The organism is Plantibacter sp. LMC-P-059a, from assembly GCF_030209505.1.
Classification (GTDB): domain Bacteria; phylum Actinomycetota; class Actinomycetes; order Actinomycetales; family Microbacteriaceae; genus Plantibacter.
In genome coordinates, this window is record NZ_JARVRZ010000001.1 from 637,862 (window position 1) to 649,951 (window position 12,090).

Below are 12,090 nucleotides of genomic sequence, written 5' to 3' on the forward strand. Positions count from 1 at the left end.
CGCCCATCGAGCGGTCGGTGGCGTTCGTCTGGTCTGCACTGCTGGACACGGGGCGCTCCATCCGCTCGTCGAGGGGCCGTGGACCGGCCGGGATGGACGTCAGCGTACGAGCGCCCGGCGGCCGGCGCACGGCGTGTGTCGACGTATGACGGGATGCGGGGACGGGCGGAGCGACGGGGTGCCGGCGGACCTCAGCGGTAGCGGCGGCCCTCGTCGCGGCGGTAGCGGGCGAGGACCACGACGGTGAGGACGAGCGTCCACGCGAGGACCCCGACCCACGACCACCACGGCAACTCGCCGCCCTGGACCGCCCAGACGACGAGCTCTCGGGTCTGACGGCTCGGAAGGAACATCGACAACCGGTCGAGCCAGGGGGCGAAGAGGAACGGCGGGATGAACAGTCCGCCGGCGAAGGCCAGCGAGAACATGGCCACCTGCACCACGGCGATCGCGGCCTTGCTGGGGAGGGCGTACCCGATCGCGGTGCCCAGGAGCATGAACGGCATGGCACCCACCACGAGCGCCACGACGCCGCCGAGCAGTCCGAGCGGGGTCGCGGTGGCGGCGGTCAGGAGCGCACCGAGCACGACGACCGGGACGACGGCCGCGAACCCGAGGAGGCCGACCGAGCAGAGGTGCGAGAGGACCCGGGCGACACCCGTCACCGGGAGCGTGCGGAGGTACGGGTCCCACGCCTGCTCCCGCGCCTGGGCGATGGTCAGCCCGAAGCCGAACAGGGCGTTCGCGAGCACCGCGAAGACGATCAGGGAGATGACCGCCTGGGTCGCGATGCGGGGGTCACCGGCGACCTGCGCCTGCGGAACGACGAAGAACAGCAGCGAGAGCGCCGGGAACACGAGCGAGCCGATGACGGCGATAGGGACGCGCACCGTTTCGAGCAGGGAGTACCGTGCGTGCAGGGTGGTGAGCTGGAGCGTCGTGGCCATCAGGCGGCGCTCCGTCCGACGTTCGCCCGGGCGTGCGCGGTGAGGGTCAGGAACGCCTCCTCGAGGGTGGCGCCGCGGACGGCGAGGTCGGTGAACGGGACCTCGGATCGGACGAGGTCACGCACGAAGGCGTCGGCGTCGCGGACGTCGAGTTCGACGGTGTCCCCGTCCCGACTCGCCTGGACGACCCCGGCGAGCTGCTCCACCGCTCCAGGTTCGGCGCTCCGGAGCCGCACCCGGTGGATGCCGACGAGCCCGAGAACCTCGCGCAGGGGCGCATCGGTGATGACCCGTCCGCCACCCAGCACCACGACGCGCTCGGCGAGCGCTTCGATCTCCTCGAGGTAGTGGCTCGTGAGGACGATCGTCGCGCCGAGCTCACGTTGCCGACGGATGGCGTCCCAGAGGGTGCGACGCGCGCCGACGTCGAGCCCCGTCGTCGGCTCGTCGAGAAGCACGAGACGCGGCTTGCCGACGAACGCGAGCGCGACCGCGAGGCGCCGCTGCTGGCCGCCCGAGAGCGAACCCGTCTGGCGTCGGATGAGCTCGCCGAAACCGAACTGCTCGGCCAGGACGGCCGTCGGCACGCGGTCGGCGAAGTGACGTCCGACGAAGTCGACGACCTCTCCCACCCGGAGCGTGGGCGGGAGCGCCGTCTCCTGTGGTGTCGATCCGAGCCTGGTGCGGTTGACCGCTTGGGCGGGATCGCCACCGAAGAGGGTCACGGTGCCGCTCGTCGGACGTCGGGTGCCCTGCAGGAGGGAGAGCACGGTGGACTTGCCGGCGCCGTTGGGGCCGAGGAGCCCGACGAGCGAACCCGGGTCGATCCTGAGGTCGACGTCGTCCAGCGCGGTGACGTCGCCGTAGCGTCGCGTCACGCCCTCGAGGGTGGCCAGTGGTGTGGTCGTCATGCTGTCCCCGTTCCCGTGGCGCCGCCGAGCATCGCTCGGAGGCCGGTCATGTAGTCCTCGAACGCTCGGCGCCCGACGGTGGTGAGTTCCAGGTAGGTGACCGGAGTGCGTCCCCGGTGGGTCTTGGTGACGAGGACGTAGGCGCCGTCCTCGAGTTTCCGCAGATGGGTGGACAGGTTTCCGGCGGTCATGTCGAGCATCTCCTGCAGGCGGGGGAACGACATGCTGCTGTCGGCATCGATCGCCGCGAGCGTCGACATGATGCGCAATCGGGCTTGCGCGTGGATGAGGGGGTCGAGTTCGTCCACCGGTCACACCGCCGACCGGTGGGCACGCCGACGGCGCGTCGTCTCGAGGAAGGTCGCGTACACGAGGAACCCGCCTCCACCGGCGATCGCCATGATGAGCGCGTTGCCCGGCGAACCGAAGAACGGCGCGGCCATGCCGACGACGATGATCCAGATGCCCATGCCGTACATGAGGCGGTCGCGCCAGACCGCTCCGCCTGCGAGGTAAAGCAGACCGACCACGAGGCTGTAGATGGCCGGGTAGAAGATGGCCGCGAGTTCGGGGGCCATCCCCGCAGCGAACAGGGCGCCGCCGAACACGGCCGCGGCCGTGCACCCGATCGCCCAGGCGATGCCGTACATGGTGCCCTGCACCTGCTGGGCACCCTGGATCCCGCGCGACACCCGGGATCCGATGATCGACGACGAGACGATGCCGCCCACCATCAGGATCCCGAAGAGCCATCCCGCGACCGCCGCTGGCGTGGTGAACCAGGGGTTTTCGTCGCTCGCGGACCAGAGCGCGAGGAACCCGATCGTCCATGCGACGCCCCAGACGTACACGATCGCGATGGTGGGCCTCGTGAAGATGTCGTCGACACGACTCGCCTGGCGCTCCTGCAGCGCGAGCATGGCGGCCGGGTCGAGTGCATCCGTGCCATCGGTGGGTTCCATCGGTGAAGTCATATCTACTTTGTAACGCAAACCACTCTGCGAAGCAACCCTGTTTGCAGCACGAGCACCCTTTGGCAGGCTCAGGGACCGGGCCGTTCCGGCGCACCGCCCCGGTCGCCGATCCAGTTGCCCTTCGACAACTCCTCCGCCGGTCACTGAGCTTGTCGAAGTGCGCACGAGGAACCCTTCGACATGCTCAGGGACCGGGAGTGGTCAGAACGGCGCAGGGTCCGGCTCTGTTCGATGGTGTTTGCCGTCGGGTGTCGTCCAGTCGAGGACCCCGCCCGGTCGATGTTCGAGGCCCCATCCGGGGAGGTGCTTCATGCGGTGGTGGTGTCGACAGAGGCAGGCGAGATTCCCGACATCTGTCGTGCCGCCGTCCTGCCAGGCGACCGAATGGTCCAGGTCGCAGGCTCGGGCTCGCCTCCCGCAGCCGGGTGCCCGACACGTGCCGTCGCGGAGGCGCACCGCGCGCTGGAGATCGGCGGGCACTCGGTACTGGCCGCGGCCGACGGAGAGCACGGCTCCGGTTTCCGGCTGGACGAGGATCCGGGTGAAGGAGGGTGCGTTCACCGCGATGCGGGCCGCGGTCTCGGGGTCGATCGGCCCGTATCCGTCGAGCGTCGCTGGGGCGTCGGAGACGCCGGCCAGGCTGAGGGCCGGGACGGTGATCTGCACGGTCGGCTTGATGTGCTCCTGCACTTCGATCGGGTGCGGGAGCACGGGATTCGATGCGACGTCGTCCGGGGTCGCGCCCGCTAGCGCGAGCGCCGCGAGGGCGTCGGCCTGCAACTGCCCGCAGGTGCGCTGGTCGCCCGCACGTCGCGCTTCCGACGCTGCGGTGTCGAGGCGCTCCACGATGCCCTGCGCGATCGGCGCCGTGGTGAAGAGGTGCACCCACGCCATACCGTCGGAGGCGGGCTCGAACTCGATGCGCCGGTCGGCCTCGGAGCGCGCTGCACGCGCCGTGATGGACTCCGGGTGGAGGCGCTCCCGCAGGACACGGGCGCGCTTCCGGAGGTTGGCGTTGGTCAGCTGCTCCGCGACCGGCAACACCGCCTCTAAGAACGCCGCCCGCCCGGCGGTGGGCACGTCGCTGAGTTGGTCGATAATGGTCTGCGCATGCCGGGCCGAGATGCGCCCGGCCTCGAGCGAAGCGAGCACTGCGGGCGCCTCGTTGACGAGGCGTTCCGCGTCGTTCGTCGCCCGCTGCACGGTCTGCTCGGGTGTTCGGGTTGCCATGGCGAGCGCTGCACAGGTCGACCGGCGGGAGAGCGCCTGCCGTTCGGCCGGTGGGTACACGGCCGGGACCACGGAGTCGGCGAGGGCGTCGGCATACGCCGCCGACCGGGCCAAGAGTCGCGCCGCCCGAGCGGCCAACACGGCCTGCTGTCGACAGATCTCCGCGTACTCGTCCGAGAATTTCGCGAGCTGCGCGGTGTACTCGTCGCCGGCTCGAACTGCGGAAGTGGTGCTCTCGGTCATGGAGCAAGTCCACCACGGACCACTGACATTCCAGATGCTGAGTTCGGGCTGCTGTGGAGGTATCGCGTGAGCATTTCGACAAGCTCAGTGACCGGGGCTGGTTGGAGGGATTCGACCGGGTCGATGAGCCGCTCGGCCACCAGGAACGGGCCGCCCCGCCGCTCAGGCCGATACGATGGAGGGCTGATGTCCGACCTCCGAATCTCCTACCCGCCCGAGCTGCCGGTGAGCGCCGCCCGTGCGGACATCGCGCGCGCCATCTCCGAGAACCAGGTGGTCATCGTGGCGGGCGCCACCGGCTCGGGCAAGACGACGCAGCTGCCGAAGATCTGCCTCGACCTGGGTCGAGAGTCGATCGGGCACACGCAACCGCGTCGTCTCGCCGCCCGCACCATCGCGGAGCGCATCTCCGAGGAACTCGGTCAGGAGCTCGGCGGCATCGTCGGCTACCAGGTGCGCTTCACCGATCAGGCGTCGAAAGCGACGAAGATCAAGCTGATGACCGACGGCATCCTCCTCAACGAGATCCACCGCGACCGGCTGCTCCGCAAGTACGACACGATCATCATCGACGAGGCGCACGAACGCAGCCTCAACATCGACTTCCTGCTCGGCTACCTCAAGCAGCTGCTCCCCCAGCGCCCCGACCTCAAGGTCATCATCACCTCGGCCACGATCGACCCGGAGAGCTTCTCCCAGCACTTCGACGGCGCCCCCATCGTCGAGGTCTCGGGCCGCACCTACCCGGTCGAGATCCGCTACCGCCCGCTCGTGGCCGACGAGCCCTCCGACGACGACGAGGACGCCCCGGAGTCGGAGTCGGCGGATCGCGACTACCTCGAGGGCATCAACGCGGCCCTCGACGAACTCGCCCGCGAATCAATGGGCGACGTGCTCGTCTTCCTGTCGGGCGAGACCGAGATCCGCGACGCCGCGGACGCGATCCGTGGCCGGAACCTGCCTGGCACGGAGGTGCTGCCGCTCTACGGCCGCCTGTCCTCGGCCGACCAGCACCGTGTCTTCCAGCCGTCCTCCGTACCGGGCCTCCGTCGTCGCATAATCCTCGCGACCAACGTCGCCGAGACGAGCCTCACCGTCCCCGGCATCAAGTACGTGATCGACGCCGGGACGGCCCGCATCTCGCGCTACAGCGTGCGTTCGAAGGTGCAGCGACTCCCGATCGAGGCGATCTCGCAGGCGTCGGCGAACCAGCGCTCCGGGCGCTCGGGCCGCACGAGCGACGGCATCGCGATCCGCTTGTACTCCGAGGAGGACTTCGCGAAGCGACCGGAGTTCACCGAGCCCGAGATCCTCCGCACCAACCTCGCCGCGGTCATCCTCCAGATGATCTCCCTCGGCCTGGGCGACATCGCCGCATTCCCGTTCCTGCAGCCACCGGACGCCCGCGGCATCAAGGACGGCGTCGACCTCCTCGCGGAACTCGGCGCGATCGAGACCCGGACCTTCGCCGACGGCTCGGCCCGCGGTGGCGGCCCCCGCCTCACCCGGGTGGGCCGCGACCTCAGCCGCCTCCCCATCGACCCGCGGTTCGCCCGCATGGTCGTCGAGTCGAAGCGCCACGGCGTCTCCCGCGAGGTACTCGCGATCGTCGCCGCCCTCACCATCCAGGACCCCCGCGAGCGCCCGCTCGAACACCGCCAGAAGGCCGACGAGCTGCATCGCCGGTTCGTCGACCCGACCAGCGACTTCCTGGCACTGCTCAACCTCTGGAACTACCTCGAGGAGCAGCAGGACCAACTCTCGTCGAGCGCGTTCCGCCGGCTCTGCAAGAACGAGTTCCTGAACTACCTGCGCGTCCGCGAATGGCATGACGTCTACCGCCAACTCCGGCAGCTCGCGAAACCGCTCGGCCTGACCATCGGCGAACCGTCCGTCAATCCCGACGGCATCCACAAGTCGCTGCTCGCAGGCTTGCTCTCGCACATCGGGTTGAAGGACCAGACCGTCGCGCCCGTCGTGAAGGGTCGTGGGGCGCCGCCGGCGACGAAGACCGCCAAGAAGGGCGACTACATCGGCGCCCGCCAGACGCGCTTCGTCCTGTTCCCGGGCTCCGCGCTCGCGAAGAAGCAGCCGAACGCGGTGATGAGCGCCGAGCTGGTCGAGACGAGTCGGCTCTTCGCCCGCACCAACGCCTCGATCGACCCGGCATGGGCCGAGCAGATCGCCGGCGACCTCTGCAAGCGCTCGTACAGCGAACCGCACTGGGAGAAGAGCCAGGGTTCCGCCGTCGCCTTCGAGAAGGTCACGCTGTTCGGCGTGCCCATCGTGCCTCGGCGTCGGGTGCAGTTCGGGCGCATCGACCAGGAGCAGGCGCGCGAGCTCTTCCTGCGCCACGCCCTCGTCGACGGCGAGTGGACGCACGACATCGGCCGCGACAAGCTGTTCGACTTCCACCGGGCGAACCGCCGACTGCGCAAGGAGCTCAGCGAGCTCGAGGAGCGGACCCGCCGGCGCGACATCCTGTTCGACGACGAGGCCGTGTTCGACTTCTACGACACCCGGGTACCGGCGGACGTCTCCACCACGCGCGGCTTCGAGTCGTGGTGGCGCAAGACCCGCACGGAACAGCCCGAGCTGCTGACCATGCGACAGGAGGACCTCCTCCCCGAGGACGCCCCCGCCGTCGATGAGGACCGCTTCCCCGCCGAGTGGGTGCAGGCCGACCAGCGACTGAAGCTCAGCTACCGGTTCGAGCCGGGCAGCGACGACGACGGCGTCACGGTCATCGTGCCCCTCGCCCTCCTCGACCGTCTCTCGCCCGCCGGGTTCGACTGGCAGGTCCCCGGACTCCGGCGCGAGCTCATCACCGCGATGATCAAGGCCCTCCCGAAGGCGCTGCGCCGCAACATCGTCCCGGCAGCCGACTGGGCGGCGAAGCTCATCGCCGAACTCCCCGCAGACGTTCCGGCGGTCTCCGCCGACCGGCCCGCCGCCGAGGACTCCTTCGCCACGCGGCTCGCGAACGCCATCAAGCGACTCTCGTACATGGACATCTCGGCATCGGACTTCGAGATGGAGCGTGTGCCGGAGCACCTGCTCGTGACCTTCCGGGTCATCGACGAACGCGGACGCGCGCTCGCCCGCGGCAAGGACCTCGTCGAGCTGCAGCACCGGTTGAAGCAGCGCACGCGCGCGAGTGTCGCGAAGGTCGCCGCCGCGCGCGTCCCGAACGCGATCGAGCGCTCCGGGTTCACCCGGTGGGACTTCGACGACCTGCCGCGCTTCATCGACATCCGGCAGGAGGACGGCGTCATCCGGGGCTACCCCGCGATCGTCGACGACGGCACGAGCGTCTCCATCCGGATCATGAGCACGGAGGCCGACCAGGCTCGCGCCATGCCGTCCGGTGTCCGTCGGCTCCTGCTGCTCGCGATCCCCTCACCGACCGCCTACGTGCAGCAGCACCTCAAGCCGAACGAGAAGCTCGCGCTCGCGACGAGTCCGTACCGCTCGACGCCCGCGCTCTTCGAGGACTGCCTCGCCGCCTGTATCGACGACGTCCTGTACCGGGTCGTGCCGGATGGCCAGGTGTTCTCGAAGCTGCAGTACGAGACGCTCCGCGACCGGGTCTCGGCGTCCGTGATGGACCGCATGTTCCAGACCGTCGCGATCGTCGCCCGCATCCTCCAGGCCGCGCGCGACACCGAGAAGGCGATGAAGGCGGCGACGAGCATGATCCTGCTCGCCGCCCTCACCGACATGCGCGGGCAGCTCGACGGTCTGGTGTTCCCGGGCTTCGTGTCGCGGACGGGGTCGGCTCGACTCGAGCACCTGCCGCGCTATCTCGCCGGCATCCGCTATCGCGCCGAGCGACTGACGGACAACCCGAACCGCGACCGCGTCTGGATGACCGAGGCCCAGACGGCGCTCGCCCGGTTCGAAGCGGCCGGCGGCACGATCCCGCTGCCCGCCGAGGCGCCTGAGCACCTCGTGAAGGCGCGGTGGATGCTCGAGGAGCTGCGGGTCAGCCTGTTCGCCCAGCAGTTGGGCACGGCCGAGTCGGTGTCGCTGCAGCGCCTGCAGAAGGTCCTCGCGGGCTAGCGTGCCCGCGGCACGCGCTCAGGCCTCGGGGCCCGTCGTCACCGGGCGCTCGGGGTGGTTGGCCCACTCGCTCCAGGACCCCGGGTAGAGGACCGGTTCGAAGCCGGCGAGCGTGAGGGCGACGGCGTTGTGCGCTGCCGTCACGCCGCTCCCGCAGTACGTGGCCACCGCCGCACCCTCCGTCACGCCCGCAGCGAGGAACCGCTCGCGGAGCGCCTCCGGCGACAGGAACCGTCCATCCTCGTCGACGTTGGCGGTCGTCGGCGTGTTGATCGCGCCGGGGATGTGGCCGGCGCGAGGGTCGACCGGTTCGACCTCCCCGCGGTACCGCTCGCCGGCGCGGGCGTCGAGCAGCACGCCGCCGTCGCGCGTCCAGATGGCGGCGCCATCGATGTCGATGCTCGGAAGGACACCCGTCGTCAGCGTGACCGTGCCCGGCTCCGGCACGACCTCGCCGCGTTCGACGGGCAGTCCGGCGTCCGTCCATGCCCGCAACGCCCCGTCGAGGATCCGGACGTCGGCGACACCGGCGTTCCGCAGCACCCACCAGGCCCGCGCGGCCGACAGGCTCTTCAGGTCGTCGTAGACCACGACGACATCGCCGTCCTCGATCCCCCACGACCGTGCGGCGGCCTGGAGCGCTTCGAGAGCGGGCAGCGGGTGACGGCCATCGACCGGCTGCTGTCCGGTGGGCACGTGGTCCGCCAGCTCGTGGTCGAGGTCCACGTAGACCGCGCCGGGGAGGTGTCCCTCGAGGTAGGCGGGCCGTCCATCCGGGGCGTCGAGTCGCCACCGCACGTCGAGGACGCGCACCGGCGTCTCCGAGGCGATGAGGGCTGCGAGGTCGTCCGGCGCGATGAGGATGGGCATACCCTCCAGCGTACGCAGCCGGGGCGGTGGCGGCCGCCGCGGATGCGCCCGTCCGCCGTCACACCGGGTAACAGAGTTGCAGTGGCACCCGGATGAGCGAAACGTAGCCTGTGCAGCGTCTGCCGAATCGGCCGCCGCACCAGTCGTCCACAGCCGTTCGAAGGATCCCCCGTGAGCTCAGTCCACCCGGCAGCCGCCTCCGTGACCGCCTTGCCGTCCCCCGTCGACGGCGGTGAGGTCACCCCCGGTTTCGCCTCCCTCTCCCCCGACGACTTCAAGGCCGCCTTCAGGCAGCACCCGGCCGGGGTCTCCGTCATCACGGCGGACGACGGTTCCGGACCCGTGGGGCTCACGGCCACCTCGGTCTTCTCGGTGAGCGCGGAGCCACCCCTCCTCGTGTTCTCGGTCTCGTCGCTGTCGTCGAGCGCACCGACCATCACCGCCTCCGACACGGTCGTCGTCCACCTCCTGGGCTCCGAGCAGCTCCACATCGCGAAGCTGTGCGCGACGAGCGGGATCGACCGGTTCGCCGACACCTCCATCTGGGACCGCCTGCCGACGGGTGAGCCGTACTTCACGGGCAACGGCGTGTGGATCCGTGGGCGCATCGTGAACCGCATGGAGGCGGGGACGTCGACGGTCATCGCGGTGCACGCGCTCGAGTCGAGCGTGTCGCAGGCGCTGACAGAGGCGCCGGCGGACCCGGTCCGGACCGAGTCGGCCGCCGCGGCTCCAGCCTCGGCGACCCCGGCCTTCAGCCCGAGCTTCGACGGAGCGCCACTGGTGTACCACAACCGCACGTGGCACCGCCTCGACGCGAACTCGCAGATCGACGGCTGAGGTTGCGAGGCTGAGGTTCGGCGGCTGAGCATCTGTGCAGGCCGAACCGGCGTCGTCCCCGTGATCTGCGGATAGCGTGGTGACATCACCATCGTCGAGAGGACCCCGCATGGCTGGATCGAAAGCCCGTACCGCCGCCCGTCTGCTGCTCGGAGGCGCCCTCGTCTTCGCCGGTATCAGCCACCTGACCTTCGCCCGCAAGGACTTCCAGGCGCAGGTGCCTGAATGGGTGCCGATCGACGAGGACACCACGGTGCTGGCATCAGGCGTCGTCGAGATCGCCCTGGGTGCAGCCCTGGCCTCAGGCGTCAAGCGGACGCTGGTGGGCAACGTGGCCGCGGCGTTCTTCACCGCGATCTTCCCCGGCAACCTGTCGCAGTGGATCAACCGCCGCGACGCGTTCGGCCTCGACACCGACAGCCGCCGGTTCACCCGCCTCTTCTTCCAGCCGGTGCTCATCGCCTGGGCGCTCTGGTCCACCCGCCGCTGAGCTCGTGAACGGCCCGTCCGACGCCGCCGGGGACCGGATGTCCCGATCCCCCGGCGAGTCGACGATTCCTCCCGGCACGGCGGGTATGGTCGACAACACCGCACACCCAGGGAGAACGATGCTCACGACCGAAGCGACCATGGACGAGCTGCTCGTCGCCGAACCCGTCGACGCTCCGAGCGCCGGACGGAACGGCGTCGTCAGCCTGGTGTCGCTCGCCGTCATCATCACGATCGTCGTGACGGCCATCGCCGTCCTCTTCTTCCCGGTCGTCCAGGGCGTGACGGCGTTCTTCTACTTCTTCCTCGCCGCGGCAGGCGGCATGGGCGGCACCCTCGGCGGCTGACGCCGAGCGATCGACCCCTGAAACGACCGAGGGCCGGATGGAATCGTGGATTCCATCCGGCCCTCGTGCATGCAGCGCAGGTGCTTGGTGACTAGAAGTCCCAGTCCTCGTCTTCCGTGACCACGGCCTTGCCGATCACGTAGGAGGAGCCGGAGCCCGAGAAGAAGTCGTGGTTCTCGTCGGCGTTCGGGGAGAGCGCCGACAGGATCGCCGGGTTCACGTCCGTGACCGTCTTCGGGAACATGGCCTCGTAGCCGAGGTTCATGAGCGCCTTGTTGGCGTTGTAGTGCAGGAACTTCTTGACGTCCTCGGTCAGGCCGACCTCGTCGTAGAGGTCCTGCGTGTACTGCACCTCGTTGTCGTAGAGCTCGTAGAGCAACGAGAAGGTGTAGTCCTTGACGTCGTCGCGCTCGGCCTGCGTCAGCTTCTCGAGGCCCTTCTGGAACTTGTAGCCGATGTAGTACCCGTGCACGGCCTCGTCACGGATGATGAGGCGGATCATGTCGGCGGTGTTGGTGAGCTTCGCGCGGCTCGACCAGTGCATGGGCAGGTAGAAGCCGGAGTAGAAGAGGAAGGACTCGAGGAGGGTCGAGGCGGCCTTCCGCTTCAGCGGGTCGTCACCGTGGTAGCGGTCGAGGACGATGGACGCCTTCTTCTGCAGGTTCGGGTTCTCGACCGACCAGCGGAACGCCTCGTCGATCTCCTTCGTGCTGCTCAGCGTGGAGAAGATCGAGGAGTAGCTCTTCGCGTGCACCGACTCCATGAACGCGATGTTCGTGTAGACGGCCTCCTCGTGCGGGGTGATCGCGTCAGGGATGAGCGCGACGGCACCGACGGTGCCCTGGATCGTGTCGAGCAGGGTGAGGCCCGTGAACACCCGCATGGTGAGCTGCTGCTCTTGCGGCGTGAGGGTGTTCCACGACTGGACGTCGTTCGACAGCGGGATCTTCTCGGGCAGCCAGAAGTTGTTGACGAGGCGGTTCCAGACCTCGACGTCCTTCTCGTCCTCGATCTTGTTCCAGTTGATCGCCTGGACGCGGTCGACCAGCTTGAGCTTCTCTGACATGAATTGGTGTCCTCTATCGGGAAGTGGGGTCGGCCCGTCGACGAGCTCAGGGACCGGGGTGACGCGGGTGGCCCGCCGACGGGCTCAGGGACCTATCCGGTCCCTGAGCCC

11 protein-coding genes are annotated in these 12,090 nt (G+C 69.3%); 4 read left to right on the forward strand and 7 right to left on the reverse strand.

Annotated elements, in window-relative coordinates:
• Window positions 1–191 precede the first annotated feature (191 nt).
• From QRN27_RS03000 to QRN27_RS03020, 5 genes are all read right to left on the reverse strand, one after another.
• Window positions 192–947: an ABC transporter permease gene (locus QRN27_RS03000; protein ID WP_285040668.1), complete on the reverse strand. Its 756-nt coding sequence runs from the start codon at window positions 945–947 to the stop codon at window positions 192–194.
• Window positions 947–1,858 (reverse strand): ABC transporter ATP-binding protein, encoded by a 912-nt coding sequence (locus QRN27_RS03005; RefSeq protein ID WP_285040669.1) that lies wholly within the window; start codon window positions 1,856–1,858, stop codon window positions 947–949. The genes QRN27_RS03000 and QRN27_RS03005 overlap by 1 nt, the downstream gene beginning before the upstream one ends.
• Complete coding sequence (locus tag QRN27_RS03010) at window positions 1,855–2,166, reverse strand: transcriptional regulator (RefSeq protein ID WP_285040670.1); 312 nt, start codon at window positions 2,164–2,166, stop codon at window positions 1,855–1,857. The genes QRN27_RS03005 and QRN27_RS03010 overlap by 4 nt, the downstream gene beginning before the upstream one ends.
• 3 nt (window positions 2,167–2,169) lie before the next feature.
• Window positions 2,170–2,820 (reverse strand): hypothetical protein, encoded by a 651-nt coding sequence (locus QRN27_RS03015; protein WP_285040671.1) that lies wholly within the window; start codon window positions 2,818–2,820, stop codon window positions 2,170–2,172.
• Between the two features lie 213 nt (window positions 2,821–3,033).
• Window positions 3,034–4,305: an HNH endonuclease signature motif containing protein gene (locus QRN27_RS03020; protein ID WP_285040672.1), complete on the reverse strand. Its 1,272-nt coding sequence runs from the start codon at window positions 4,303–4,305 to the stop codon at window positions 3,034–3,036.
• A 186-nt stretch (window positions 4,306–4,491) separates the two neighbouring features.
• On the opposite strand from QRN27_RS03020, the gene hrpA reads away from it, so the two are divergent.
• Complete coding sequence (hrpA, locus tag QRN27_RS03025; protein ID WP_285040673.1) at window positions 4,492–8,367, forward strand: ATP-dependent RNA helicase HrpA; 3,876 nt, start codon at window positions 4,492–4,494, stop codon at window positions 8,365–8,367.
• An 18-nt stretch (window positions 8,368–8,385) separates the two neighbouring features.
• Here hrpA and QRN27_RS03030 read toward each other — a convergent pair whose 3' ends face one another.
• On the reverse strand, window positions 8,386–9,237 hold the full coding sequence (locus QRN27_RS03030) for a sulfurtransferase (RefSeq protein ID WP_285040674.1): 852 nt from the start codon (window positions 9,235–9,237) through the stop codon (window positions 8,386–8,388).
• 210 nt (window positions 9,238–9,447) lie between these two features.
• Here QRN27_RS03030 and QRN27_RS03035 point away from each other — a divergent pair, with 210 nt between their 5' ends.
• The 3 genes from QRN27_RS03035 to QRN27_RS03045 all read left to right on the forward strand — a co-directional run bounded on the left by QRN27_RS03035 (window position 9,448) and on the right by QRN27_RS03045 (window position 10,913).
• A complete protein-coding gene (locus QRN27_RS03035) occupies window positions 9,448–10,077 on the forward strand; it encodes a flavin reductase family protein (protein WP_502929466.1) in 630 nt (209 codons plus the stop codon).
• 109 nt (window positions 10,078–10,186) lie between these two features.
• Window positions 10,187–10,567, forward strand: coding sequence for a DoxX family protein (locus QRN27_RS03040; RefSeq protein ID WP_285040675.1), 381 nt, complete (start codon window positions 10,187–10,189; stop codon window positions 10,565–10,567).
• 118 nt (window positions 10,568–10,685) lie between these two features.
• Entirely contained in the window at window positions 10,686–10,913 is a 228-nt protein-coding gene (locus tag QRN27_RS03045) for a hypothetical protein (RefSeq protein ID WP_285040676.1), read from the forward strand.
• Window positions 10,914–11,004: 91 nt separating this feature from the next.
• Here QRN27_RS03045 and nrdF read toward each other — a convergent pair whose 3' ends face one another.
• The gene (nrdF, locus tag QRN27_RS03050; protein WP_056007612.1) at window positions 11,005–11,979 is read right to left on the reverse strand and encodes a class 1b ribonucleoside-diphosphate reductase subunit beta; all 975 of its coding nucleotides are present in this window, start codon (window positions 11,977–11,979) and stop codon (window positions 11,005–11,007) included.
• Window positions 11,980–12,090 lie beyond the last annotated feature (111 nt).